Annotated in this window: 27 protein-coding genes; all 27 read left to right on the top strand. The window is 53.5% G+C overall.

Going from position 1 to position 25,500, the window contains the following annotated elements:
* Positions 1–305: 305 nt before the first annotated feature.
* Positions 306–956, top strand: a complete 651-nt coding sequence (locus D888_RS0104260; protein ID WP_020675296.1) for a hypothetical protein — start codon at positions 306–308, stop codon at positions 954–956.
* Positions 957–1,060: 104 nt separating this feature from the next.
* Positions 1,061–1,474 (top strand): hypothetical protein, encoded by a 414-nt coding sequence (locus D888_RS0104255; RefSeq protein ID WP_020675295.1) that lies wholly within the window; start codon positions 1,061–1,063, stop codon positions 1,472–1,474.
* Between the two features lie 58 nt (positions 1,475–1,532).
* On the top strand, positions 1,533–2,654 hold the full coding sequence (gene dnaN / locus D888_RS0104250) for a DNA polymerase III subunit beta (protein WP_020675294.1): 1,122 nt from the start codon (positions 1,533–1,535) through the stop codon (positions 2,652–2,654).
* 240 nt (positions 2,655–2,894) lie between these two features.
* Positions 2,895–3,122: a hypothetical protein gene (locus D888_RS20645; protein ID WP_020675293.1), complete on the top strand. Its 228-nt coding sequence runs from the start codon at positions 2,895–2,897 to the stop codon at positions 3,120–3,122.
* Positions 3,123–3,335: 213 nt separating this feature from the next.
* Positions 3,336–3,605, top strand: coding sequence for a hypothetical protein (locus tag D888_RS0104240; RefSeq protein WP_020675292.1), 270 nt, complete (start codon positions 3,336–3,338; stop codon positions 3,603–3,605).
* Positions 3,602–4,291: a hypothetical protein gene (locus D888_RS0104235; protein WP_020675291.1), complete on the top strand. Its 690-nt coding sequence runs from the start codon at positions 3,602–3,604 to the stop codon at positions 4,289–4,291. Before D888_RS0104240 ends, D888_RS0104235 begins: the two co-directional genes overlap by 4 nt.
* A gap of 241 nt (positions 4,292–4,532) precedes the next feature.
* Positions 4,533–5,381, top strand: coding sequence for a phosphoadenosine phosphosulfate reductase domain-containing protein (locus D888_RS0104230; protein ID WP_020675290.1), 849 nt, complete (start codon positions 4,533–4,535; stop codon positions 5,379–5,381).
* Positions 5,382–5,474: 93 nt separating this feature from the next.
* Entirely contained in the window at positions 5,475–7,382 is a 1,908-nt protein-coding gene (locus tag D888_RS0104225; RefSeq protein ID WP_020675289.1) for a terminase gpA endonuclease subunit, read from the top strand.
* Positions 7,375–7,662: a MerR family transcriptional regulator gene (locus D888_RS0104220; protein WP_020675288.1), complete on the top strand. Its 288-nt coding sequence runs from the start codon at positions 7,375–7,377 to the stop codon at positions 7,660–7,662. The genes D888_RS0104225 and D888_RS0104220 overlap by 8 nt, the downstream gene beginning before the upstream one ends.
* A 139-nt stretch (positions 7,663–7,801) precedes the next feature.
* Positions 7,802–8,017 (top strand): hypothetical protein, encoded by a 216-nt coding sequence (locus D888_RS0104215; RefSeq protein WP_020675287.1) that lies wholly within the window; start codon positions 7,802–7,804, stop codon positions 8,015–8,017.
* The gene (locus tag D888_RS0104210; protein WP_020675286.1) at positions 8,014–9,621 is read left to right on the top strand and encodes a phage portal protein; all 1,608 of its coding nucleotides are present in this window, start codon (positions 8,014–8,016) and stop codon (positions 9,619–9,621) included. Before D888_RS0104215 ends, D888_RS0104210 begins: the two co-directional genes overlap by 4 nt.
* A 2-nt stretch (positions 9,622–9,623) precedes the next feature.
* A complete protein-coding gene (locus D888_RS0104205; RefSeq protein WP_020675285.1) occupies positions 9,624–11,003 on the top strand; it encodes a S49 family peptidase in 1,380 nt (459 codons plus the stop codon).
* A 36-nt stretch (positions 11,004–11,039) separates the two neighbouring features.
* Complete coding sequence (locus D888_RS0104200) at positions 11,040–11,468, top strand: hypothetical protein (RefSeq protein ID WP_020675284.1); 429 nt, start codon at positions 11,040–11,042, stop codon at positions 11,466–11,468.
* 35 nt (positions 11,469–11,503) lie between these two features.
* Positions 11,504–12,439, top strand: a complete 936-nt coding sequence (locus D888_RS0104195; protein WP_020675283.1) for a Mu-like prophage major head subunit gpT family protein — start codon at positions 11,504–11,506, stop codon at positions 12,437–12,439.
* Positions 12,440–12,537: 98 nt separating this feature from the next.
* Positions 12,538–12,981 carry a hypothetical protein gene (locus D888_RS0104190; protein WP_020675282.1) on the top strand — a complete coding sequence of 148 codons (444 nt, stop codon included), beginning with the start codon at positions 12,538–12,540 and terminating at the stop codon, positions 12,979–12,981.
* A gap of 47 nt (positions 12,982–13,028) precedes the next feature.
* On the top strand, positions 13,029–13,346 hold the full coding sequence (locus D888_RS0104185; protein ID WP_020675281.1) for a head-tail joining protein: 318 nt from the start codon (positions 13,029–13,031) through the stop codon (positions 13,344–13,346).
* 1 nt (position 13,347) lies between these two features.
* Positions 13,348–13,683 (top strand): hypothetical protein, encoded by a 336-nt coding sequence (locus tag D888_RS0104180; protein WP_020675280.1) that lies wholly within the window; start codon positions 13,348–13,350, stop codon positions 13,681–13,683.
* On the top strand, positions 13,670–14,299 hold the full coding sequence (locus tag D888_RS22895; protein WP_020675279.1) for a transglycosylase SLT domain-containing protein: 630 nt from the start codon (positions 13,670–13,672) through the stop codon (positions 14,297–14,299). Before D888_RS0104180 ends, D888_RS22895 begins: the two co-directional genes overlap by 14 nt.
* Before the next feature lie 4 nt (positions 14,300–14,303).
* A complete protein-coding gene (locus D888_RS22890; protein WP_020675278.1) occupies positions 14,304–14,873 on the top strand; it encodes a hypothetical protein in 570 nt (189 codons plus the stop codon).
* Positions 14,874–14,876: 3 nt separating this feature from the next.
* On the top strand, positions 14,877–15,308 hold the full coding sequence (locus D888_RS0104165) for a hypothetical protein (protein ID WP_020675277.1): 432 nt from the start codon (positions 14,877–14,879) through the stop codon (positions 15,306–15,308).
* Between the two features lie 12 nt (positions 15,309–15,320).
* Positions 15,321–16,409, top strand: a complete 1,089-nt coding sequence (locus tag D888_RS0104160; protein WP_020675276.1) for a hypothetical protein — start codon at positions 15,321–15,323, stop codon at positions 16,407–16,409.
* Positions 16,409–16,804 (top strand): hypothetical protein, encoded by a 396-nt coding sequence (locus tag D888_RS0104155; protein WP_020675275.1) that lies wholly within the window; start codon positions 16,409–16,411, stop codon positions 16,802–16,804. The genes D888_RS0104160 and D888_RS0104155 overlap by 1 nt, the downstream gene beginning before the upstream one ends.
* 116 nt (positions 16,805–16,920) lie before the next feature.
* Positions 16,921–17,223, top strand: coding sequence for a hypothetical protein (locus D888_RS0104150; protein WP_156826942.1), 303 nt, complete (start codon positions 16,921–16,923; stop codon positions 17,221–17,223).
* Between the two features lie 2 nt (positions 17,224–17,225).
* Entirely contained in the window at positions 17,226–19,190 is a 1,965-nt protein-coding gene (locus tag D888_RS0104145; protein ID WP_020675273.1) for a hypothetical protein, read from the top strand.
* A 4-nt stretch (positions 19,191–19,194) separates the two neighbouring features.
* Complete coding sequence (locus tag D888_RS0104140) at positions 19,195–19,950, top strand: discoidin/SUN/FTP domain-containing protein (protein WP_020675272.1); 756 nt, start codon at positions 19,195–19,197, stop codon at positions 19,948–19,950.
* The gene (locus D888_RS0104135; protein ID WP_020675271.1) at positions 19,950–22,802 is read left to right on the top strand and encodes a hypothetical protein; all 2,853 of its coding nucleotides are present in this window, start codon (positions 19,950–19,952) and stop codon (positions 22,800–22,802) included. The genes D888_RS0104140 and D888_RS0104135 overlap by 1 nt, the downstream gene beginning before the upstream one ends.
* A gap of 1 nt (position 22,803) precedes the next feature.
* Positions 22,804–25,422, top strand: coding sequence for an SGNH/GDSL hydrolase family protein (locus D888_RS0104130; RefSeq protein WP_020675270.1), 2,619 nt, complete (start codon positions 22,804–22,806; stop codon positions 25,420–25,422).
* Positions 25,423–25,500: the final 78 nt, after the last annotated feature.

Genomic DNA, 25,500 nt, shown 5'->3' with positions numbered 1-25,500 from the left:
CCGGGATGTCCGGGGTGTGTCCGGGGTATTTGGGCTTGCCCGGACAGAGGAAAGATAGAACACATGCGGGTTTGCGGGTGTCTGTCCGGGGTGTCCGGGGTAATTCCAATATCTATACGTACACGCGCGCGCGCGTTAGTCATCGTCTAAATAAAAATTGTTTTTATTCTCTTATAACTTCTTTTTACCCCGGACAAGCCGGACAAGAGAAGAAAGTAAGTGAAATTATTAAGAAAAGCCTGTCCGGGCAAGGGGTTTTACCCCGGACACACCCCGGACACCCCGGACAGATTGGAGGCTGAGCGATGTTTACGGTGAGACTTGAGGGTTTTGATGAGGCGCTGCGGATGTTTGATCCGGCTGTTGTGGTGAAGGCTGCGAAGTTTGCGGTGACTGAGGCGGCGCGTGATGCGAAGAGTGAGACGTCGACCTTGCTGCGTGCTCGGTGGAACATCATGAAGCGTGATTTGGATAGTCGGATGAAAGTGAACAGCCGGGGTGATGGTGCTGAGCGTGTGTTGACGATCTCGGGAGCGCCGATCAGCCTGGCGTACTTCAAGCCGAGGGAGGTCAAATCGACACGTGCTGGTCTGTTAGTTAAAACGCGCAATTCAAAGTCTGGTGGTCTGGTCACCAGGCGGCAACGGAGTTCAGGCTCGCGTGGGCTATCGGTAGAGATCGTCAGGGGCCAGCGCACGACAATCAGCAATGCCTGGTTGGCTTATGTGCGCGGGTTTGCTGGTAGTGGCAAGGGTGGATCAATAGCTGGTGCGACTTTGTATGGGGAATATTCAACCAGGGTGCTGGCTCGTAAGGGTAAGAAGGTAATCGGGCCAAAGACTATTCAGGTCGCGACAATGTTCGAGCAGGCAGGTATCACCGAGAAAGTTCTTGATCGTGCCAATTCAACGCTGCGCGCTCGGTTCTTTCACCACCTAGATCGGCTCGGTCATTGATCGCGGGTCCTCCTGAGGCCCCCACCCACTGCGGGATGGCAAGCCCCCGGGGAATATATGAGTTCAGAGTTTTTCGAGTTCCGGAATACTGGAGATAATCAGTGATGGCGCAAGTTAGCAGACAACTGGAGATCGAGGACCTGATCGGCGCGATCGAGCGGTCCGGCGCCTGGAAGTGGATGGTTCAAACCTACCTTCCGCCCTGTCCGATCTGCCCCAGCTGCAAAGAGCAGATCACCGGACCTCGCGCCCTGGCCACCTTTTGGGAGATGGGTCGGGTTTACTGCAAGTCGTGCGGATCCACCTTCACGCCCACCAACGGCACGCCGATCCACGAGACCAGCTGGAGCCCCGAAGAATACGTCAAGCTGATGCTGCTGCTCAACGCCGATCGCAGTCACTCCGAGATCGCGGCCACCCTCGGCAAGTCGTCCGGCGCCATCAAGGATATGCGCGAACGGATCGCCCTGCGGCACCAGACAGCATCATCATGCCCAGCCGATACAGCACAGGGATAGTAAGGGGCGCGCGCGGCGGGGGGCGGGGTTCGGGTTTTAACACTAAAGGAGATTCGTGATGAAAGAGATGCTCGATGTTTATATTTTAAAGGTTGCCCTGCAAGGGCTACTCCAGCGCGTCCAGGGTGCCGCAGGGCGCGGAACAGATATGCCCCTGCTCCGCTGCGTATTGCTCGAGGTCGATGGCTGGAAGCTGCGCGCCTCCGCAACCGATCTTGAAATAGGAATCACCAGCAGCGCCGATATCGAAGAGAGCATTTACCGCGGCCGCGTCGCCGTGCCGCTCAACACCCTGCTCGAAATCGTCAAGCGCATGCCCAGTCAGCTGATCCACCTGCAAGAGATCGCCGGGCAGCAGCTCCAGATCACCGCCGAAGACGCCGAAGTCAAACTCAAATGCGAAGATGCCATCGACTACCCCACCGTCGCCCTGCGCACCGTTGGAGATCATGCCCTCGATATTACCGCCGATGTTTACCAGCAACTCATCAAGGCCACAAAGCACGCCGTCTGTACCGACCTGGTGAAATACAATCTCAACTGCGTCAACTTTAAACTCCAGGGCCAACGGCTCACCGCCTGCGCCACCGATGGCCACCGGCTGTCACTCGCCGGAAAAGACCTCGACCCTGAATCGGTCGCCAGCAATTCCAGCTTCGATCATATGCTCAGCCGAAAAGCCCTCGCCGAAATTGAAAAACTAAACGATGGCCATACTCAGATTTATATCTACGACAACCAGATCGCCTTCGTCCAGGCCACTCTAACCCTGATTATCCGCCTGCTTGATGGCGACTTTCCTGACTACCGAAAAATCATCCCCACCGATCACCCCGGAATCATCAGCATCACAGCCGCCGACTTTCTCGCCAGCATCGATCGCGTGCGGCAAGTCTACAGCAGCAAAACCAGCACCCTGCAGCTCAACGCCTCAGGCAACCAGCTCACCCTCACCGCCGAAAGCGAAACCGGCCATGCCCGCGATATCGTCCCCGTAGAAATGGAAGGCGACAATATTCAGGTAGGTGTTTCAGCCAACTATCTCACCGATGCCGTCACTGGTCTCGGTGAAGATATCGTCATCAAATATAAAACCAGCTTCGATGCCCTGGTGATCCTCCCCCAGGACTACGGCACCTTTGATGAGCGGCTCGATATTGTCATGCCAAAAAGACTTTAGATTGGAGGCCACAGTGGGAAGAAAAAACTTATCAGGAGCAGTGCTAAGTCCGTTCGAACGCGCCCTCGATGTTGTCCAGCGCCTTCAATCCGGCCAAAGACTCTCACCCCATAAAATTGCAGATATCTACACCCTCAGCCTGCGTCATTCCTACCGGGTATATACCGATATCTCACGCATGCTTCCCATTATGGAAATAGGCGGTGAAATCTTATGGATTAAAAACAGGGGACAACTGCGATGCCAATAACCGAAACCATCTGCCAGGTCGCCATCATGCTTTTCACCGGCTCCAGCATTTGGGCCTTCGCCGGGCGCCGATACCGGATGGCATTTACCCTGGGACTACTCAGCCAGCCCTTCTGGATCTATTCAACCCTTAAGGGTGGCCTCTGGGGAATGTTCGCCGTCAGCCTATGGTTCACCGTCAACCAGATCCGCGGGTTGATCAACCATCGGGCCGTATAACATGAACATCCAGATCACCTGCGGCGCCTGCGGGCACGTTGCCGACTTTGATGATTTTTGCACCACCCCGGTCGGGGGAAGTCTCCCCGCAGGTCAATACCAGTGCCCGGTTTGCCTGCGCGCGTTCCGGCGTAAATCTGACCCTGGCACGCATTACCCGTCGGGTCTGTACATTCCAGGAGAAGCCAAAATCATCACAGTGGAGACACGACTATGATCAACTTCAATTTTCCAGCAACCATCTTTTCCGCGCAGAACGATTCCGATACCCAGCTTGATCATGTACTGAGCGAAGCGGTTGAGGTTACCAATGCCAAAGACCAACACGAAGAAGAGCTCGAAATGGTCGATCTTATGCACAGTGCCGAGACTTACTGGCGCGCCAAGATCCGTGAAAAAGGTGTGGCCTATGTGCATCTGCTCTTTGATATGACCATCGAAAAGAATGATGAGCGCGGCTATTACCTCAAAGGTGAAGTATGAGCACCACTGATCTCGACATCGATCTCCAGCAGCGCGAAGCAGATCTCCGCGCAACACTCGAAGAAGCCCTGGCCGCGGCTACCCGCAGGCCGACCGGCGAACGACGCAAGGCATTGAAGCATGCACAAAAACAACTGGAAGAGTTTCTAAACGCCCGACTCAGCACCGATGAAGAGGTTTATACCAGTATCCCCCAACTGGTGGACTTTTTGTCCAGCCATGACTGGCGCATCGGGACCAGCACCGCCTATGAGCATCGTGATCAGGGCAAGCTCAAACTGCGCGGCAATGGCAGCATCAGCCAAACCGAAGCGCTCGAATATGCCCGGCTGCACCTCAAGAAAAAAGACGGCTCCAGTTCCGACGGCAACTTACAAGAAGACAAACTGCGCAAAGACATCGCCCGCATCGATGTCGACGGACGCATGCGTGAACTCAAATACCGCCAGGCCCTGGGTGAACTGATCGAAAAGTCACACGTCGAAGTCGAGCTCGCCGATCGCGCCACAAACCTTAAAAACTATTTCGACGCCATTACCCGCAAGTCTGCCGGCCGCATGTGCAAGATCATCGGTGGAGATCCGCAAAAGGTCCCGCACCTGATCGAGTTTCTCCTGGGGATGAACCGCAAGGCTTTTGATAACTACGCCCGCCCGATACAGGGTGTGGATGAAGATGAGGATTAATAAAAAGGTAGGTTGGTGGTCAGCCGGGTAACGGTCCCACCAAGGCGAATCGGAGCGCCGTCCGGGATCGGCAGGGGGTGCGGCCTGATTAAAACGCACACAACGATGTCTGCTAAGCGGCGGCGGTACACCCTGCCAACCAGCAGACACTTTTCGAGGATTGCACAACTATTTTCCGTCCGCTTGAGCTAGTGGTTATAAAGTTTTTTCGGCTTGGCCGTAGGCCAATAAGGTTTTGATTATGGGACTGTTTGAAATTTCAGACGAAGAATTGTACCAAGAGGCGGTTGCACAACCTTTGGACTACAAAATCGCGCAGTCTCTCCAGTGGATACGGGAGTATGAGAAGACCGCGCTGGATATTTCGCCCGATGGTTATTATGTGGCGTTCAGCGGTGGCAAGGATTCGATTGTTATGGAACGCCTATTCGAAATGGCTGGGGTTAAGTATGAAGCTTGGTACAACAATGTGACGATAGACCCGCCTGAGCTAGTTTGGTTTATTAAGGACAAATATCCGGTGGTTCGATGGAATAACCCGGAAAAACATTTAATACATGCGATGTCAGATAAGGCAGCTGGACCACCAACTAGGCTTATTCGTTGGTGTTGCGAGGTATACAAAGAGCAGGGAGGAAACGGAAAGTTTAAGGCTATTGGGGTGCGCGGAGAGGAAAGCCCACGGAGAAAAGCAACATGGACTTTTTTGACGAGCCACAGAAAAGACAATAGTCCGATACTCTGCCCGATAATTTACTGGTCTGATCGTGATATTTGGGAGTTTATCCGCAAAAACAAAATGGACTACTGCTGTTTGTACGACGAAGGTTTCAAGAGGATTGGGTGTGTCGGGTGCCCGATGGGTGGACCAACCGGGATGAAAAGAGAGTTTAAGCGCTGGCCAAAGTACGAAGCCATGTGGAAACGAGGTTTCCAGGAGTTTTGGGACAACTACAAGGGAGTGCCGAGAAGAGACGGCAATCCGCGCAGCATTGAGAAGTTCTCCACGGTAGACGATCTGTGGGACTGGTGGATAAGTGGCAAGGCGTACCAAGGGCCAGAACAGGATTGCCAAGGTTGGCTATGGTAACGCAATGCCTTTAATGCCTTGCCGAAAAGACTTTATAACAACCGTTACCCCGCCAACATGGCGGCATAACATCCAAACAACTAAGGACACAACTTGACCAACCTCGCCCACGACTATAGCTGGCTCCCCGAACCTCCGCCGCGCGTCTTCACGTTGCTGCCGGGCGAGGTCGCGGTGATGCGTGCGGCTACCGATGAAACGGTCAGTCAGTGGGCCCATGGTGAACGGCAGGTGCATGTCTCGCCGTTCCCGGGCAGTTGGGATAATGACACCACCCCATACGCTGTCAGCATTATGGATCTCTACAGCAGCGAACACCTGCGCGAGCTCTATATCGCTGGCGGATCCCAAACCGCCAAAACCGATATCAGCCACAACTGCTGGGGTTGGACCGCCACCCATGAGCCTGGCCCGGCGCTCATCTCCATGCAGGACCGCGCCACCGGCTCCGAGACCATGAACGATCGCTTCATCCCCATGATCAAAGACACCCCTTCACTGCGCCGGCTGCGCACCAAGAACAGTGACGATATTTCATTGACCCGCGTCCGGCTTAAAAACGGCATGGTCACCTATCTCGCCTGGGGCAACTCCGAAGGCCGCGCCGCCAGTAAGCCGATCCGCTACCTGTTCCTTTCGGAAGTCGATCTCTACCCGCCGCACATGATCAAAAAACTGCGGGCCAGAACCGGGGCCTTTGAGGGGATGTATAAGATTTTAGAAGAGTGCACCGTCTCCACCGAAGAGGGCCGGATCTGGAGCGTGCAGCACCAGGTACAAGCCCGCTACGATATCGAGGTCAAGTGCCCGCACTGCGGCGAATACCAAATAATGGATCCGGCCAATATCCAATGGCTCCCCGAAGTTGTAGAGCCCAGCGCCCTGATCCGCGATGAAGATGCCTGGTATCTGTGCACCGCCAATAACTGTAAGTGGGATGATCACGACCGTGACGAAGCAGTACGGCACCACCGTCTTGCTGCACGTGAAGGCAGCATTACCGACAAACCAGAAAGCGCCTGGGTCCACCTGTCGCCGCTGGTCAGTCCGTTTAATAAGTTTCGCCGCGTGGCCAAGGCCTACCTCACCACCCTGCTCGAGCCGACCCACGAGAACCTGGTCTTTTATTACAACGACTGCTGCGGTCTGCCGGTGCCCGAAGATACCGAAGGCGAACTCCCGCAAGAAAAGGATCTGTACGAGCGGCGCGAAAACTATGCACCCGATGGTGCAAAGTGGACGGTACCCATGGAGGCCTGCTTCATCACTGCCGATCTCGACTTCCAGGGGAACCGCGCCGAGTGTGAGGTCGTCGCCTGGGGCCCGGGCGATCAAAGCTGGGGGCTCGAATACATTGTTTTTCACGGCAAAATATTAGAAGAGCATCAGCTCGGATCAGAATCAAAACTATCCGACCAGATCCACGAATGGCTACAGGCCAGGCGCTACAAACACGAAAGCGGTGCCGAACTCGAAATATCCATTGCCGGGTTCGATATCGGCTACGCCACCGATGATGTCACCCTTCTGGTCAAACGTAGCCGCAAGTACCGGGCACACAAAGGATCAAACACCGCCGGTCTGCCACTGCTCCCCTTGCGCCCGTCCAAAACCAAGCGCTACCGCGTGCCGTTTTACGAGCTGGGTACTGAAACAGGCAAAGAGAAGATCTACACCTGGTTATCTAATGACCAGCCCGGCCCCATGTATTGCAACTTCCCCAGCAGTTACGGCTTCGAATATTTCCGCATGCTGGTTGCCGAAGAGCCAAAGCGCGAACGCGACCGCAAAACCGGCAAACAGGTTATCCGCTACAAACTGCGCAAAGGATACGTTCGCAACGAATCCCTCGATATCCGCGTGGGGAACCTGGCTATGAAACAGCTGGCCCGTCCAGATTATGAAAAGCTTTCGGCAGCGCTTAAAGCCCAGGCCGAAGGTCAGGTTGTTTTTGAGCCGAAACGTCGACGCACATCCAACAAGAGGAAACGACATGATTGACAAGGTGCAGCGAATTAGAGTGACCAGGGAAGATATAGAGCGGGTGAAGCAACAGCATATCCTCGAGAACCTGTCGTATTCTGTTCAGGAAGCCGCTCAGATCATCGGCTGCAAAGTGCGTAAGATTTACCAGTTAGTCGATACTGGAGACCTGATAGATGCAAATGACACCCCGGGTAAAAAGGGGACCCGCATTACGGCATTGTCAATCAACACCTACCATGAAAAACGGATCAGGTTAGCTGGAGAAGCAAGAGGGGTATCAAGATCTAATTTTTAAAAGGTACAATATATAGATATTTTTTTACCAATATCACAAGATATTGTGCATTTGAGTGCATTTGCTCCTACCTCTTAAGTTTCGTCTCACGCCAAAATGCCATGGACGCTAGAAAATCCTCCTTCAATCTAGGGGCACCATGGCAGGCATCGACCTCACCACAGCACAGGCAAAACTCGACGCATACCTGGCTGCAGAGACAAAAGTTCTCTCCGGGCAAAAAGTTGAGATTGACGGCGAAACTCTTACTCGGGCAGACCTTCCGGCTATTCAGGCGGGGATCAACGCATGGGATGCAAGGGTTAAGCGATTGTCTGGTGGCCGGCGCTCTGTTCGCTATCTGGGTGCGCGATGAAACCAGTCACCTTACGCATGCGCGGCCGCGAAGTTACAGTTAAGCCGAATATCATTGATCACATTGCTATGGCTATCGCTCCGGGCTATGCAGTCCGGAGGTTTAAAGACAAAATGACTATGGCTGCGCTTGGTGGTTACACCGGGGGCAGGCGTAACAAGAAGCAAACTAAAAACTGGGCAACAGCTGGTGGTGATGCTGACTCAGATACTCTCTTTGACCTGCCAACCTTACGCGAACGCTCTCGCGATCTTATCCGCAACGAACCTATAGCCACCGGCGCCGCCGGGACCATGGTGACCAATGTCATCGGTTCTGGCCTTCGGCTTAAGCCGGCTATCGATCATGAATACCTAGGGATCACCGAGGAAGAAGCTAATCTCCTTGAAAAGAAGATCAAGCGTGAATGGTTATTGTGGTCTCAATCGACCTATTGTGATATTGAGCGCACGCTGAATTTTTCCGAACTTCAGGCACTGGCCTTCAGGCAGACGTTTGAAAACGGTGATTCTTTTGCCCTCCTGCCTGAGGTTGATCGTAAAGGCAACTTCCCTTACCGGTTGGCAGTTCAGCTGATCGAGGCTGACCGAGTCTGTAACCGAGACAATAACCTTGATTCGGAACAGCTCTCCGGTGGTGTCAATAAAGACGCCAACGGCGCTCCCAAATCTTATGATGTTCTCAAGCGGCACCCTGGCTGTACCTTCGGCGGCTATAAAAAAGAATGGTACGCCGAGATCCCCGCCTTTGGTAATCGCACCCAGCGGCGCAACATACTGCATGTCTATCGCAAGCTGCGCCCTGGCCAGTCTCGCGGTGTCCCGGATATCGCTCCGATCATCCAGCCCTTAAAGCAGCTCAGTCAGTTAACCGAAGCCGAGCTTGACGCTGCCGTCTCCAGCGCGTTGATTTCTGTTTTCGTTAAATCGTCAACCGGCGAAGCCCCGGACTGGAATGATTTTATCGATAGCCAGTCGGGCGTCGCACGCCGCGATGTATCCGATATCGATCTGGAGTCCAGCGCGGTTGTCGGCCTGCTGCCGGATGAAGATGTCGTATTTAACGACCCCAATCGTCCAAACGGTAAGTTTGACCCGTTCTGGCTCGCGCTTGTCCGCCAGATCGGTATGGCTCTCGAGATCCCCTTTGAAATTTTGGTCAAGCATTTTTCCAGCAGCTACTCCGCAAGCCGCGGAGCAATGCTCGAAGCCTGGCGCATGTTCAGCACTCGCCGTAAGTGGTTCGCCTCTCGTTTCTGTCAGCCAATCTATGAAGTCTTTTTTGATGAGATGGTCGCTACCGGTCGCTTTTACGCGCCTGGCTATTTTGCCGACCCCATGGTTCGCAAAGCCTGGAGCGGTGGTGAGTGGGTAGGAGATCCGCGCGGCATGATCAAAGAGACCGAAGAGATCGATGCCGCTACCAAGCGCGTCGCCCTCGGCATCTCGACCCGGGAGAAAGAGACCGAGCAGCTCACTGGTGGAGATTTCGAAACCAATCATCGTCAGTTGGCGCGTGAGCAAAAAATGAGGGTTGATGCTGGTTTGATCGATCCTATCGTGAGTGTATCCACCGCACAGGTTGTTGCGGACACAGGAGATTAATAATGCTGACAGATAAATTTCTGCTTCTTTCTGAATCATTTGCCAGTGATTACGTCTCGAAGGTCGAGCACTACACCAACCCGGCCAATGCTGGAAAGCTTGATGATTTTTTAAGACAACACTTCGAGGGAAAGATCGCAGCAACGAAAGAGATTTATCGGTTCGATGGCAAAGATGCCCATATCTCTATTAATGGTCCGATGTCACCAAACGGTCCTGATCTATACGACATTTTTTACGGCTTTGGTGGTGTTGCTTACACCGACATTCTGGAGGCCATCGATCAAGCTAAAGAGGATGTTATCCAGGAGGATGGCGGCCTGTTCTTTCATGCAAACACCCCTGGCGGGACAGTCTCGATGGTCGATGATGTTTACCAGGCTATTGCAACCTGTGGGCTGAAGACAACCATGGTCAACATGGGAATGGTTGCCAGTGGCGGTATGTGGATCGGATCCGCTTGCGATCAAATTATTGCCTCTTCCCCGGTCGCCTTCACCGGATCAATTGGTGTTGTGGTGAGCACTTACGATATCAGCGGGATGCTCGAAAAAATGGGCGTCAAGAAAGTCGTGATCACCAATCATGAGGCATCGGAAAAGATCCCTGATATTTCAACAAGCGCCGGGCAGAAGATCGTCCAGGAAGAGCTTGATGCTATCTACTCAGTTTTTAGGGACCGTGTTGTCTCTGGTCGAAACGGCAGGATAACCGCAGAGGTCATTGATGAGCTTAAAGGAAGTGTGCGGATCGCATCCGAAGCGGTTGCATTGGGACTTATCGATGAGGTGCGTGATCTGTCGATCAAATCCCCAAACGAAAGTACTTACCAACCCAGGGCGCAGGCAAAAGCCGAGCCCGCAACGACAGGAGAAAAGGCTATGGATGTTACTCAGCTAAAAGCCGACCATCCTGATCTGGTCGCGGCCATTGTCGCCGAAGCCCGAACAGGAATGGTCACCACCGAAGATCTGCAAACGCAGATCGAAACCGCTCGCACTGAAGGCGCAGAAAACGAGCGTCAGCGAATTCAGTCTGTTGAGGATCAGGCCATCGTCGGGCAGGAAGCGCTGATCGCCGAACTCAAGTATGACGGCAAGACTACAGGTCCCGAAGCTGCCGTCAAGGTGCTGCAGGGCGTCAAGAGCGACCAGAAAAAGCACCTGGAGAATTTCCGTGCTGACGCGCCAGGCGCACTCGACCCGGCCGGAGATGCTCCGCTGGGATCTGGCGCCGACAAGGACGCCCCGATCGAGGATCGTGCCAAGGCCGAGTTTGATAAGTCGGCTGAGCTCCGCGCTGAGTTCGGCGGGAACTTTGACGCATATCTTGGCTATCGCAAAAGCGAAGAGTCAGGTCGTTCGAAGGTCCTTAAAAAATAACCAACAGACCCTTATCAATAACGGAGGAAACACGACATGGCAACTCTGACTCAGGACACCCCTCGCGATATGCAACTCGGTGATCTCGAAGATTACCCGGTAATCGCAAATGACATCATTTATGAAGGCGCCGCAGTTGGCGAAAACGGTTCCGGATATTCCCGGCCCCTGGTTGCGGCAGACCCCTTCCAGGGCTTCGCCGAGCGTCAGGCCGACAACAGCGCCGGCGCCGCTGGCGACATCAATGTGCACACTCGCACCCGCGGACGAATTGTCGTTGATGTTGTTGGCGCCTCAGCCGTCACGGCTAACGACCGCCCGGCTGTTTACGCCAGCGACGACGCCACTTTCACGCTGACCAGCACCAGCAACTCGCTGATCGGTTATGTCTCGCGCTGGATCAGCGGCACCAAGTGTGTGGTCGAATTCGACGCCCTGGCTGTTAAGGCAGCCCTGCAGGCTTAATCGCCAAACTATTTTCCTAACGGAGGAACAACATCATGGGAGCACAAGGACTTTCCAGCCGGGCGATTATCGGTCACTTCTTCGCCCGACTCGAGCAGCAGGATGGTGCGGGGTATGTTAACCGCATTGGGACAATTCCTTTTCCGTCTGACCAAGCGTCGGAAGAGTACAAGTGGCTCGGGCAGTCTCCGGCCATGCGTGAGATGATCGGCGGACGTCACGCCAAGGGCTTGCGCGAAAACGGGTTCATCATCAAAAACAAGGCGTACGAATCGACCCTTAAAATTTCGGTCGATGATTTGCGCCGCGACAAGACCGCGCAGATCCTGGTGCGGGTTGCTGAGCAAGCCGATCGCGCCAACGCCCACTGGGCCAAGCTGATGGCCGCTGCAATCATCGCTGGTGAATCGACCCTCTGCTATGACGGTCAGTACTTTTTCGATACCGATCATACCGAGGGAGATAGTGGAGCGCAGAGCAACGACATCACCTACGACTCTGTCTCCACCACCCTGCCAACTGCGGCCGAGTATGAGGCCGCTATCCTCAAGTCTGTCGAGCAGATCATCAGCTTCAAAGATGACCAGGCCGAGCCGATGAACGAAAACGCCATGGACTTCGTGATCATGGTTCCAGTCGGGCACATGGCTGCTGCAGCGGCAGCGCTTAAGAACCCCGTCATTGTCGACAGCAATGGTTCGCGCACTAACACCATTGCCAATCTGGGCGGATTCAACTTCCAGCTCGCGGTTAACCCGCGCCTCACCTGGACAACCAAGTTCGCCACTTTCCGCGCCGACGGCAACGTTAAGCCGATCATCCGCCAGGAAGAGGTTCCCCTGGAAGTGTCCGCAATCGCCGAAGGTTCTGAGCTCGAGTTTAACGAGCGCCAGCATCACTACGGTATCTACGCTTCGCGCGGGCTGGACTATGGGTATTGGCAGCACGCCAACCTGACCACCTTCGTCTGATCTGCGCCGAAGGTTTGACCACAAGGGCCGGAGTCCACCGGGTTCCGGCCCTTTATCAAACCTTTGCCGCAGGAAACTAATCTCAAAAGGAGATCACTATGGAACGCTATCGCATCAAGGCCGCATCGGCCAACTTTCACTCTGGAATCCTTCAGCTTAACGATCAACAGGCATCTGCCCGTCAGCACGCACTTGAAGATCTCGGCGACGGTCTGTACGAAATTAAACAGCCGGTGCAATTCAAGCGCGGCGAAGAGCTTGGTTTTGACGGGGATGTCAGCAAGTTACTCCTTGAACAGCTTGAGGTAACCGATGGTCCTGCAATCGAAGATCTTAAGGCACCGGAATTGATTGAACGCATTAAGGCAGCTGAGACGCTGGATGTTCTCGCTTCCCTGATTTTGAAGGGAGAGAAGCGCTCGACGGTACTGGCCGCGATTAAAAAGCGTGAAGAAGAGCTTGACGAAGATGATGCCGGAGTCGAGGGATCTGATGAAAGCACCGGACCAGCCGATGGCACCTCTGATGATTCCGGCGAGTAAGTAAGCCCACCCTTCTATGTTTGGCGCGTAGATATTGGAGCCTGCTGATGAAGTTTGACGATACAGATCTCGATACTATTCTCGACGCCATGGGTGAAGACGTTGTCATCACTGATGGCAGTCCTGGCGGATATCCCTGTAAGGGGATTTTCAAGTCTCCTTATAACCGCAGGGATGTCGGGACAGATGGATCGATCGGGGGATATCTTCCGGCGCTCAAACTTAAAATGACTGACTACTCTGCCTCCGGATCACAGCAAGGCACCGCGCTGCATGTTGCCGGCACCAACTACACCATTGTCAGCCAGGAACCAACCCGCCCGGATGGGGCCGGCTGGGTGGTTGTTGAGCTTGAGGAGTCCTGAGATGCAACCAAACCTGGAACAAATGACCTATGCCATTTTAGTTTGGGCGGTTATCCAGATCGGTCGCGATGTGTTGTCGTGGAAAACTCGCAAGGCACTGCAAAGGTCGGAGATCAAGTACGTCACGGTTGATGACTGTCTGACCCGCTGTGCTGAGTGTAAGGCTGGTCGGGCTGTTAAGGATGAAGATTTAGTAAAGATGCTGCGGCTTGTGCGCTCTGACATCAGTAAACTTTATAGCGCCTATATAAAGCAGTTACTGCATAGCGGAGCTCCAACTGAATCAATAGAAGAACTGCTTGGTATGGAGATCGGTAAAAAAGATGAACACCGCTGAAGTCATCAATCCGGATACCCGCTTCGACCTGATCATCGCCGATATGGTTGAGCACTACTTTCCGGAGTTGGTGCGAGATCTGACCGAGTTCGGCCCGTTGTGGCTGCGCGCGCAGATCTGGCAAGAGAGCCGGTTCGATCCGTTGGCGATCTCCCCCTCCGGGGCCAAAGGTCTTATGCAGTTAATGCCAGGCACCGCGCTTGAGATGGGCGTGAGCGATTGCTTTGATCCGGTGCAGAACATTCGCGGCGGGGTGCAGTATCTGGCGATTCAATACCGGCACCTGTCGGAGATTCCCGAATATAAAGAGCGCCTGCGCTTCGCCCTGGCCAGCTACAACGGCGGACGTGGCTATATCAATAAAGCGCTCGAGATCGCCCGCGCCGCCGAAGGTCTGCCGGTCGCGTTTAAAGATTGGCAGCGCGGCGGGCATATCCCCGGCTGGTGGCAGATGTGGCAGCAGGCCAGCAGTCGCCTGAAAGATTCCGCCTGTGTGGTCAACGGCCAGCGCCCCGACTACCGGCAGATGATCGACTATGTTCACCGCATCGAGGCGCGCTTTTCGGTTTATTTGACCGAGGCAGGCGTGCAGCGGCGTCATCCGGCTTGGAGTTGAATTTATGGATATTTGGGGAACTCTCAAGGAAGTCGTTAAAAAGGGCGCGCCGATCTTAGCCGGTGCGATTGTTCCGGGTAGTGGTGGCCTGGCTGCGTCATTGATCAGCAGCATCTTCGGCACCGATCCCAACGATCCTCAGGCTATGCTCGATGCTGTCAAGGGTGCCAGCCCAGAACAATGGGTAGCGATCCAGAAAGCCCAAATGCAACATCAGACAGAACTCGCTCAAATCAGCGCCGAACTGGACAAGGCCTATCTGGGAGATCGGCAGGATGCGCGGGAGCGTGATGAAAAGATGCGCGCTTCCGGATATCAAAACAAGCGTGCTGATCTGATGATCGTCGGTGATGTTGTTGGCCTGCTCGCCTGTCTTGGAGCGATGCTTTATATCACCTGGCTGGGGGTTCATGGCGGTGCGAATGGACAGGCCAACCCGATCATCATGGCAATCAATGGGCCGCTTGGCATGCTAACTCAGCAGTTTGCCAACGGTCTTCGCGATGCTCATCAGTTCGAGTTTGGCAGTAGTCGGGGCAGTAAAGAAAAAGACGCCAAGATGGTCAAGGGATAACGAATGTCAACCGTCTCCCAAATCGCCGACGCTGTTGTCGCCCGTCTCCGCACGGTCAAACCGGCCAACGGGTACACCAGTGACCTGTCAAGCGCGGTCGGCCTGTACCGGCGCACTCCGCTCGCGGGAAGTGAAACCCTCGTGGTGTTTGTTAACCACGGCAGCAAGTCCAACCCGTCAGGATCAGAGTTTGGTCTTCTGCGTCGTGAGCTGCCGGTGGTGGCGATGGTTGTTGCCAAGGGAACCAACGCGGATACGGTCGTGCATAACGCCATCCGCGAAATTGAAAACGCTTTTCGTGCTGATCCCCGTCTGGGTGGGTTAGCCAGATTTTGCACCTACGATTACAGCGGCCACGAATTCGACCAGGCCGAAAAAAAAGAAGCCTGGCAGAGCATCACCATCAACGTCACTTTCACCGAGTCGACCGTTTAAAGGAGACACATCATGAATCAATGGGTAGAGATCGGCGAACAAGTCGCCAGAACAACGCTGGTCGGTGATGAGGTCTTTTACCCTCTGCCGGCAAACGTACTGAAGCCAAAGTTTAATCCAACCGATGAACCCCGTCCCGAATACCGAGGCGGTGATTCTGGACAGGGTAACCTCTCGGTGCGGCGCACCAGCAGCCAATGGACCCATGACCTTGAGTTTTACCTGCGCCCGATCCAGGCGGTCGGCTTGCTGCTGAAGCATGCCTTAGGTAAAACGACAACCCGCAGTGCCGTTGATACCAGCGCCTTCGGTGGCATGCTCTACCCCGAGAATCAGCCATTCGGTACCGGCCTGACTCTTGGAGACAAGGCGCTGGCTATCAAGGTTCATTATGATGACGGCGCCGGCGGCACCAAGCAGCGCACCTATTATGGTGGACGGATCACCAAGGTGTCAGTAGCTGGCGAAGGCTCGCAAGAATGGAAAATGACAATTTCCCTCGCAGGTCCTGGCCCTTGCCTTTCTGCTCCAGCAGCCGCTGGTGCGGTGCCTGATTTCTCGGCGTTGCCTTCGCCGTTTGTTTTTTCCGAGTCGCTCTTTTATATCGGATCTGGCATCGGCCGAACCGGGGTTGCTCCTGACTTCACCGCCCTTGATCCAAATACCATGGTCGCTTTTGTTCCTGACAGCTGCAGCATCGATATTGATCTGGGCCGTTCAGACAAAACCGTCGCCAACGGTATCAATGCGCCGACCAAAACCACCAAAGAATCACAGCTGGCGGTCAAGGTCTCCTGTCCTCTTGACCTCGAAGACCCGTCAACCGGGTTCAGCAGCCGTGATGAAGTTGATGCACTGATCAGCGGTGTGCGTCAAAACAGCCTGCTGGTTGTGCTGGATAATGGCGAGGTTTGCGGGTCAACCACCCAGACCTACCAGTACATGATCGATCTGTCGGCGCTGTACCTGGGCCCGGCTGCTGAAGAATTTTCCACCGAAGGCAAGAGCCCGCGCACGACGCTGGAATACTCAAGCCTTTACTCCGACACCACCAAATACGCTGTCGGATTTTACACTGTTGATGCGGAGGCAACCTACTGATGCGTGTACCAGCCAAGGGACATATCTTTGAAACGCTGCCCCCGTTCATGAATAACCGGGTGGCTCCTGAATCAGACCAGGTTGTGATCGGGCTCAAGGTCGCGACCAGCCCCGAGCAAGATGCCCTCAACCGTGAGCGGCAGATGGCCGTATCGACCTATGCCATCGACAAGGCTCAGCTCGAAATGGACCGCCTGTTGAAGAAGTTCATCAACGATCATTTCGGGTATTGCCGGGGCCTGGTTATCGAGGGGGTTAACGATGACGGTCGAGATCTAACCTTTGATGAGCTGTACGAGCAGGGCCCACCCGAGATCAGCGACTGGGTTTCCAAGGCGATCCTCAGCACGGGCGAGCTGACCAGGGCCGAAAGAAAAAACTACTTGCCGGGATAAGGCTCTCTCTCAAGAGAAGCCTGAAGCCCGGCAATGAGACAAGCTGTCAGGGTTGCGACGATAAAAAGCGCGACCGCCTTAATTGTCATAATCGGCACAAGCTGCGTGAAGTTATTTTGCAGGGACAGCGGGAATGGTTGACCGTACCGACCACCCTGTGCCCGGTTGAAAAGATTGACGATCTCAAGATGTACGAGTGCCCTGAATCCCTGATCACCCGAGCAACCTGGGAGATTGTCGACCTGGTCATTAGTTGTACCGACGACACCGGCGGGGTCAGAATTTTACCCTTTCCGGGGTCACTACTTGAGCAGCCGACCTGGTTTCGACAGGCGGCAAAAATGCTCAGGTCAGAACGCAACAGCAACTGGTTCAGCGCGCTGAGAAAAGACGTTGCCAAGCCGAAAGGAAAGATCTGAGCATGTCGACCGAGGTCAAACAAGCGAAGGTGATTATCTCGGCTGAAACCGCAAAGGCCGAAGCCGATCTCAAGCGGTTACAGCGCACCGGGACCACGGTCACCGATCGTCTATCGGGAGATTTTCAGACCCTCGGGATCCGCTCATCCTATTCGATGCTCCAGCAGCGGCAGAACATCGAATCATCGTATAAGCGCATCCTCTCATCGGGCACGGTCACCGGTCACGAGCTGGTAAGGGTTGAGCAGGCCAAGGCCAAAGCGATGTCGGATATTGACCGGCAGATGTTTGGTGAGCGCACCTCAGCACTTGACAGCTTTAAGCAACATTGGCTCGGGGTAACGGCCGCGATTGTTATTGCCAACCGGCTTGCCTCGCAGGCATGGGGCAGTCTCAACGAGGCGGCAAAGGCCGATCAGGCTGAAAAGGCGTTTACCAGTTTGGCTGCAAGTAGTGGCCACCTGGGCGATCAGATTTTGGCAGACTTAAAGCGGGTCTCTGCTGGCACGGTTGATACGGCAACCATGGTGCAAAAAGCTGGCACTGCGATGACCCTTGGTATTCCTGCCGAGAAATTGAGTGAACTGATGGAGATTGCCCGGGTGTCCAGTCGGATCACCGGGCAATCAGTGGCAAAAAGCTTTGAGGATATCTCTCTGGCTGTGGCCCGCGTTTCGCCAAAAATCCTGGATAACCTCGGGATTATTGTAAAAGTTGGCGATGCGAATGAACGATATGCAAAAACCCTGGGCAAGACAGCTGATCAACTGACCTCCAATGAGCAAAAAGAAGCCTTTCTCCAGGAGGCGATAATTAAGGGTCAGGAAATTATTCACCGGGTTGGAGTTGAAACAGAATCTTCATCCGAAAAAATGCAGGCGTTAAGCGCAGCGGCGTCCGATACCAGCAGCACCTTTTTTGCCATGGTCGGAAATAGCGACCTGGCAGCCGGATCTCTTTCCGAAACAACCCGTGTGCTGATCGCTATGACGACAGCATTTAAAGATCTGGATTCTTTCTTAACAGAATCTGGTGCTGGTGAAATGCTCGCCAATAGCTTAAAGAGTGTGGCCAATTCCATGCCCGGATTATGGGGGATGCTGGGCATGGTCTCCCTCCTTGAAAAGTATCAAAACCGCGACATGGCTGGTGAGCACATCAAAATCCCTGCCCGTCCAGAACAGCCCAAAAAACAAGATTTTGGAGGAAACGCAAACCCATATACCAACCAGCAAGACGGTCAGGCCGATGCCATGCTCGAGGCCTATAACCAACACCTGCAATACCTCACCGATACCGAACGCGCCGAGATGGACGCAAACCAGCAGATGCTTGATTTGCGCACGGAGTATTACACCTCTCGCACCGAACAGGATTATGCGCATTATCAATGGGCCAAGGATTTACGCGAACAAGAGGCGGCAGAAAAACTCGCGTCTGAGCAGCAAACCGCGACGATAATATTAAACTCCCGGCTCGAACTGGCGGCAGGTCTGGCGAACATCGCGACGATAATCGCCGGGAACAGCAAGGCGGCAGCATTGGCGGCGTTGATTTTAACCAAGGGCGTCGCCATGGCAAATATTTTCATTAATACGCAAGAGGCAGCCGCTGCGGCATTAGCTCCGCCACCTTTGGGCCTTGGTCCTATCGCCGGAGCTGCGTTATCTGTCGCGATTGAAACGGCAGGCTATACGCGTATGGGGCTGGTTGGATTGACCGGCCTCGCGCAGGCAGCTACCAGCGGTGGAGGAGGCGGAAATTATGGCGGTGGAACACCTTCCAACCCTGTTGTGACGCAACCAAATGGCAACAGCCAAGCATCACAGGCCATGGTCGTCACGGTTAATGTTCATGGTGACATTGTTGATTATGAGCGCTGGACCGAAACCACCATGGCCCCGATCATCCGTGATCTGGCGCAATCGCGTGGAATCGATTTCGGCTTTACTGTGAACCGGAGTTAACTAGATGGATAAACCAGCGCTCTTATTTTCCAGCTATAACCCTGCCGCAGCCGTAACCGCGACTGATAGCTATGCCGGGACCGATCCGGCTGATGTGCTCAACTTTAACGAGGCGCACTTTTGGCGTCCGGCGAATATCAGCGGGTCAAAAGTGTTGAGCATCGATCTGGCCGAGGTGCGCATTATTGATCACCTGGCGCTGGTCGGACAGGGGCTTGATGGCGTGGTGTTAACCCTTGAGGGCAGTAACGACAACTGGACCACCAGCGAGACTCTGCTCGATGCGCAGCTGCTGGTCAGCGCGGTGAACGCCGCCTGGTCTCCTTTAAGCTCGCGGTCCTGGCGTTATCTGCGCCTGACCTTCTCGTTCTTTTCCTCAGCCTTTCGCGTGTCATTTATCAGCCTTGAACTGTCTGCGGCACTCGATTGGTTGGACGATGATTTCGATCCGGATAATGTTTCGGACTCGGGTGACATCACAATGAGCCCCGGTGGGCTATGTCTGGGCGCCGTGCAGCAGCGCAGCATGCGCCACCTGCAGTTAATCTTTGGTCAGGTGGTGCAAGAGACCTATGACCAGATTCAACGCTGGGCCAACGCCTGCCAGAAGACCCGGGCGCCGTACTTTTTTGTACCGGATATCAGCACCACCGAGGTTTATTTTGGCTGGTCGGATAGTGGGCAATTCAGCGCGCCGCTGCGGGCAGATAAGGGTCTGCGCGAAGTCCCGACGGTCACCATGATCACGCGGGGGGTCTAATGCCATCCGCCGCCTTTTTAGCCGCCGCCAAGGCTGGCAACAGAAACCCCGTCGCCTTAATGGCGGTGGAGTCTATTGATGCTATCTATGCGACCTATGGCACCGGTTCGCAGTGGGCGGGATCGGTCGATTTGACCAACATCGACACTGCGGTTATCAGCGGCGAAGCGGTGGCACGCTTGAGCTGTGCGCTGACACCGGCGGGGAGTGTAGTGTTTACTTATGCCGATGCGAGCCATCCATTTTACCCGGCGTTAGCCGATACGCTGAGCGAATCCCGCTTTGCCAACACGATCAATATCAGCGGTGTGCTGGGAGTTGTGTGGCCAACAGTCGAAGGCCCTGGCGGGATCTCCAGTGATCCGCATGCTGCCACCTGGCGCTATAACCTGTCTAAGTCTGTTGGTGGTGCCAGTGTTTATACCTCGGCGGTTTTCTCCGGGCTGTTCTACTTTAAAGACTGGGCAGTACCATCATCGGGCAGTGGTGATACATATGTTCCTGTTAGTAATCCAATCTTTAGCCTCGACATCGCGCTGGATCTGATCGACCTGTCAGATACTCCGTTTACTGCTGGCGAAACCTTGTATCTGTCGTTTGAACTACTGACCTTTGTCGGCGAGGGTTTTGATTATATATCAGCGCTCTCACGGACCTACACTGCCGGCTTCTTATCCACCGTGGTCGCGATTGCGGATGAAACGCCTGCTGTTGCCAGCGTGACAACCTCCACCCTGGATCTTGGGGTGGTACTGGGATCGCCCGCTATTTTCCAAGCCGATGACCGCCAGCCTTATGGGGCCAGTATCACTTACAATATTTTAGGTGGCAACAGTGACCCACCAACTGTTGACCTGGGCGCTGTCAGTGACGGTCAGGCTATCGGCAGCCTGGGCTATCAGTATTATCGCGTCACGGCTGAAATAACGACCAGCAACGGCGCGCGGGGTGAGATCAACGAGATCCGCATCAACGACGCCGCCAGCCAGTTCAAATATTTTGGCAGCCATATCGATCAGCCATTTGCTGGTGTCATGCCCTATTTGACCAACCAGCCGTTTGGCTCGATCAGCAGCAAAATAGAGTTGATGTCGCCTGCGACAACAGGTGACGCCTCGGTCAAAATGGTCTGGTCAAGGGAAACCTCAGATCTGCTGGCAACTGGCTACCTGCGCGGCAAGTTGGTCTATCTCTCTATGGGCTTCGCCGGTCTTCCTTCTAGTGATTTTGAGCCGCTAGGGGTTTACACCTGGCAGGATTACACCGCTGACCCGATCAAGCAGATCATCACCGTCAAGCTGCGTGACGTGTTTAAGCAGTTCGACAAAATAAAAGTACCCAAAGAGCCGGTGCCTAATCCTGACGGAACCCGTACTATCACTGCCCTCACCTGGACAAATATCAACATTATCCAGATCATATTGGATCTGTTCGATCTGGTTGGTGTGCCCGACCGCATGCTTGACCGCAGCGCCTTTGAGGCCCTGCGCGACGGCACATATGCCACCACCGATTGGAACGTCACCCGCGCCCTGAATAATCCCGAAGAGGCGACCGGTCTGCTTAATGAACTGCGCTGCACCGCCGGGCTGTTTTTGGTGCCCTACCGCAACGGCAAGTTAACGCCGGTTGTTTACGATGCCACCGCCACCGAGGTCGCCAACCTGGACGCCCACATTGTCAGCTTTGGCACCATTAATGGTGGGCAGAAAGACCTGTATACCCGCCAGCTGATCTACTACAGCCCGACCGCTGGGGTGACCGATCCGAGCAGCGAAAAGGACTATGACAAGGTTCTGGTCGACATCAACCCGACTGCCGAAACCGACTGGAACCTCGAAGCGCAGAAGGTCTGGCTGGACAAGTGGAACGCCTCAGAAGTTGCCCTGACTGCACTTGGCAGCCGCATGAACGACTGGTTTGCGGTGCCCAGATTGCGCCTGTCTGCCAGCAAAATTCCTTTGTCACTTATGGGCGTGCAGTGTGGCCAGCTGGTCACGGTCGATAACCTGCTGCTGCCCGATGTCGCCGCCAACTGGCCCAACACCGCCCAGGGCCGCAAGTTTTTGGTGTTGGGCAACAGCTTCGACCCGGCAAGCTATTCGATCAGCTTCGATCTGTACGACACCGGCCAGATCGGCGCGGTCGGCCCGGGGGCGGTTGCCTCGGATATCCACCTGAGCGGCCCGGTTAAGGTGTGGGGCGCCAGTAACCTGTTTGTGGTTTCGGGTGGCACGGCGCCCTTCACTTGGTCCAGCACTTTCGGCACCATCACCGACCTTGGCAGCGGCATGATCAATCTGGATGTCTCCGGCCTCGCAGGCGCTGGCACCCTCATCGTTTATGATGCGACCAGCAAAGCCACCAAGCGCCTGAGCATTACCCCGCCGCAGGTGCTGGGGGCCACCATCGAGGGCAACATCACCAACGCGGTGATCGAACCACCGGCCGCCGTGGTGCCCGCCGACCTGACCGCGACCATCGCCAGCCACTTTGATGCCAACGCCTGGTCCAGCCCGCAAGAGCAGATCGACGCCGGATACCCCATCTACCTGCAACCCAGCGCCGATGGCTCGGTCTACAGCGAACTGTTCGACCTGGGCCAGCCGCTCCCCGCCGGCACCAGCGCGCGCATCGAAATAAAGTACACCACCCTGGCCGGCACCCTGACCTTCGACCCACTGCTCGAGGTATCGACCGATGGCATCAGCTACACCGGCACAGAAGGCGAATGGACCGCCGATGTCAGCGGTCAGCGTTACCTGCGCCTGCAGCTCACCATTACCGCCAACAACAACAGCTCACTCGCCGCGATCACCAGCGTGCGGATCTATTTAAATACGGAGGATTAATATGGCGATCGACGATCTGAAAACCACCGACAATTACACCGACCTGGTCGCCCGCCTTAACGCCAAACTCTACGCCCTGGCCCACGGGCAGACCGCCGGAATCATTGGTGCTGATACCTACGCCAACCTTGCCGCGATCACTAGCAACGCCAATGAAGTTGGTTATGTCGGGAATGATACTAATCCGCTGTTGATCGGCAACTATATTGCCGATGGTGCGGGGGGTTGGGTACAGTCGAGTTATGACCGGGTAGCTGTTGTAGAAACAGAAGCCGATGCTATCATCCCAGCATTATCGGATATATCGTCTCTCGTTGCCATAACTAGCGGTAAAAATTTGTTCAATTCGTTAGCTGTATCTTCCGAATATTTTATAAACGGTACGACCGGTGCTCTTGCAGCTCATGCAGGATATTATACAAGCGAATTTATTAGGGTGATACCTTCAACTAACTATATTACCAGCCCAGCATCGGCTTATAGAGTGGGTTATTATGGTAAAGCACAGGATTTTATAGGATATGCCGATACCGTGACAGCATTTACAACGGCATCAAACGTATATTATATAAAAATATCTGCATTAAACGCAACTCTCGCAACACGCCAAATAGAGTTAGGTTCGACGGCAACTGATTACTGGGAATTTTCTGCAATAACCCAATTAGAAAACAAACTTTCAACTAATATAAAAAATACAGCTATTTTAGCCAGAGGTAAAAATCTGGTTGACACATCAGTTGTAACATCAGGAGTCGTCTTGGATGTTGCTACAGGGGCAACATCATCGAATGCAAGTTATTTTACTACTGAATATATAAAACTCTATTCATCTAGTAGTTATAGGATCAGTGGAACCCCTTACGGACATGCTATTTATAATTCAAACATGGTGTATGTAAGCGGTGCATTGCTTAACTACGGAATAACAACCCCATCTGATAGCAATGGATTTGTGTACATACGAATTAGCGCACTTAATGCCCAGCTAAACTATATGCAAATAGAGGCAGGAACTGTTGCAACAGATTATCAGAAATTCCATGAAATAACGGTATCTGGCAACGCTATTCTGCCGGATACGATTGGAGATTATAAACTCAAGGAGTCGTATATTATTGGCACTCCAAGCAAAAATCTATTCAATAAAAATGATGTAAATTTAAACTCATTTTTATTAAGTACGGGTGGCGGTGCGTATTATTATGCAAATTATTTTGTTAGTAATTACATTCCGGTAAACGAATCTACAGAATATTATCCAACAGTATCAGCAGTTAATCGCATATCGTATTATGATAAATTTGGGACTTTTATCTCCCAGTCCAATAATGTCACTGGATCGATAACAACCCCCGCTAAAACAACATCACTCAGATTGGCATCATCGACAGCAAGCATCAATAGTGTTCAGCTTGAATTGGGATCAGCGGCAACGGTTTATGCAAATTATGGTGCTGAGTTGTCCAGTTCAGTGTTAGTCAGTTCGGGCCTTAAACCACCAAAAATATATACGTTGGATGATGCATGGAAAGCTTGGCTCAATGGAGATAAATTCCCTATTGCTTTTTATGGTGATTCAACAACACTCGGTACAGGTACAACCGGAGTTGTGGCAGGGGCATTATTGGGCGATGCAACCACACCAGCAGGCACTGATAATACGTCCCCGAATGCGTACAGTAAAATACTTGAGGCATTAATCATTGATGCTACTGGCAATTCGACGCTGAAAGTTTATAACGCAGGGTTCTCTGGGAAAACACTTTCATGGGGGGCGTTATCTGCAAACATGGAGTCTGAGTTCGCCGGTACATCTGATTACTCAGATGTAAAAATGATTGGATTAGGATTTGGCATCAACGACAGAGTGCTATACACAACAGAAACATTATTTAAGTCAGGATTCAAAGCTGATTTAGCGACTGCAATTAACTGGTGCTATGACCATGATATCCAACCGTTTCTGCTCACAACTCAGGCTGTTTTAGCGTGTGGAGTAGCTACCACTTATGTTGGTACATATCCACTGAGAACATCTGAAGCAATAGAAACTGTCGCAAATGAAATTAAGCGTGAGATTGCAGAAAAATATGGTTTGGAGATTGTCAACCTCAACGCTTTCACTAGAGATTATCTGCAATACTCAAGCGTCCTGCATTCAACCCTGATACCTGACAAGCTCCATTTTGGTGATGTTGGGCATGAGTTTGAAGCAGGGGCGATCTTCTCAGAGATATGTCCTTGGTGTCAGACGGTTGAGAGTAGTGTAAGAATTGACTACTCGACTCAGGTCATAAGGGACGCTCCAGCAGATGACCTCATAACACTGGCTGGATCGCTTACGAATGGATTTAAGTTGTATGCCAGTTATACAAAGGGCGATGCGCTAGATCTTAAAATAATGACCACATGGGTTTTTGTTACCAGTAAAACTCCACTTACATTGACGGCTTATAAAGGAGCTACAGGTCTGACTTATGCTGTAGTCGATGGGGTGACTACCGTCCTGTCTACTGGCTCAACTGCACTCGGTACTCTTGAGATCGGGCTGCACAAGCTGGAAGTATTTACAGGTCTTTCAACTGCCGTAGATTTTCAGGGTTTTACGCTTTCGTAGTAGGGCAAACAGAAGATGTCCGGAATAGTCCGGAATAAATCACAAAAAAGCCCGGTCGCGATGACCGGGCTTTTCTTT

The organism is Geopsychrobacter electrodiphilus DSM 16401 (genome assembly GCF_000384395.1).
Classification (GTDB): Bacteria; Desulfobacterota; Desulfuromonadia; order Desulfuromonadales; family Geopsychrobacteraceae; genus Geopsychrobacter; species Geopsychrobacter electrodiphilus.
This window is presented reverse-complemented; position numbering and strand designations above follow the sequence as displayed.

Coding starts and splice junctions, on each gene's coding strand:
- D888_RS0104260 (WP_020675296.1), top strand. CDS start 306: ATGTTTACGGTGAGACTTGAGGGTTTTGATGAGGCGCTGCGGATGTTT.
- D888_RS0104255 (WP_020675295.1), top strand. CDS start 1,061: ATGGCGCAAGTTAGCAGACAACTGGAGATCGAGGACCTGATCGGCGCG.
- dnaN (WP_020675294.1), top strand. CDS start 1,533: ATGAAAGAGATGCTCGATGTTTATATTTTAAAGGTTGCCCTGCAAGGG.
- D888_RS20645 (WP_020675293.1), top strand. CDS start 2,895: ATGCCAATAACCGAAACCATCTGCCAGGTCGCCATCATGCTTTTCACC.
- D888_RS0104240 (WP_020675292.1), top strand. CDS start 3,336: ATGATCAACTTCAATTTTCCAGCAACCATCTTTTCCGCGCAGAACGAT.
- D888_RS0104235 (WP_020675291.1), top strand. CDS start 3,602: ATGAGCACCACTGATCTCGACATCGATCTCCAGCAGCGCGAAGCAGAT.
- D888_RS0104230 (WP_020675290.1), top strand. CDS start 4,533: ATGGGACTGTTTGAAATTTCAGACGAAGAATTGTACCAAGAGGCGGTT.
- D888_RS0104220 (WP_020675288.1), top strand. CDS start 7,375: ATGATTGACAAGGTGCAGCGAATTAGAGTGACCAGGGAAGATATAGAG.
- D888_RS0104215 (WP_020675287.1), top strand. CDS start 7,802: ATGGCAGGCATCGACCTCACCACAGCACAGGCAAAACTCGACGCATAC.
- D888_RS0104210 (WP_020675286.1), top strand. CDS start 8,014: ATGAAACCAGTCACCTTACGCATGCGCGGCCGCGAAGTTACAGTTAAG.
- D888_RS0104205 (WP_020675285.1), top strand. CDS start 9,624: ATGCTGACAGATAAATTTCTGCTTCTTTCTGAATCATTTGCCAGTGAT.
- D888_RS0104200 (WP_020675284.1), top strand. CDS start 11,040: ATGGCAACTCTGACTCAGGACACCCCTCGCGATATGCAACTCGGTGAT.
- D888_RS0104195 (WP_020675283.1), top strand. CDS start 11,504: ATGGGAGCACAAGGACTTTCCAGCCGGGCGATTATCGGTCACTTCTTC.
- D888_RS0104190 (WP_020675282.1), top strand. CDS start 12,538: ATGGAACGCTATCGCATCAAGGCCGCATCGGCCAACTTTCACTCTGGA.
- D888_RS0104185 (WP_020675281.1), top strand. CDS start 13,029: ATGAAGTTTGACGATACAGATCTCGATACTATTCTCGACGCCATGGGT.
- D888_RS0104180 (WP_020675280.1), top strand. CDS start 13,348: ATGCAACCAAACCTGGAACAAATGACCTATGCCATTTTAGTTTGGGCG.
- D888_RS22895 (WP_020675279.1), top strand. CDS start 13,670: ATGAACACCGCTGAAGTCATCAATCCGGATACCCGCTTCGACCTGATC.
- D888_RS22890 (WP_020675278.1), top strand. CDS start 14,304: ATGGATATTTGGGGAACTCTCAAGGAAGTCGTTAAAAAGGGCGCGCCG.
- D888_RS0104165 (WP_020675277.1), top strand. CDS start 14,877: ATGTCAACCGTCTCCCAAATCGCCGACGCTGTTGTCGCCCGTCTCCGC.
- D888_RS0104160 (WP_020675276.1), top strand. CDS start 15,321: ATGAATCAATGGGTAGAGATCGGCGAACAAGTCGCCAGAACAACGCTG.
- D888_RS0104155 (WP_020675275.1), top strand. CDS start 16,409: ATGCGTGTACCAGCCAAGGGACATATCTTTGAAACGCTGCCCCCGTTC.
- D888_RS0104145 (WP_020675273.1), top strand. CDS start 17,226: ATGTCGACCGAGGTCAAACAAGCGAAGGTGATTATCTCGGCTGAAACC.
- D888_RS0104140 (WP_020675272.1), top strand. CDS start 19,195: ATGGATAAACCAGCGCTCTTATTTTCCAGCTATAACCCTGCCGCAGCC.
- D888_RS0104135 (WP_020675271.1), top strand. CDS start 19,950: ATGCCATCCGCCGCCTTTTTAGCCGCCGCCAAGGCTGGCAACAGAAAC.
- D888_RS0104130 (WP_020675270.1), top strand. CDS start 22,804: ATGGCGATCGACGATCTGAAAACCACCGACAATTACACCGACCTGGTC.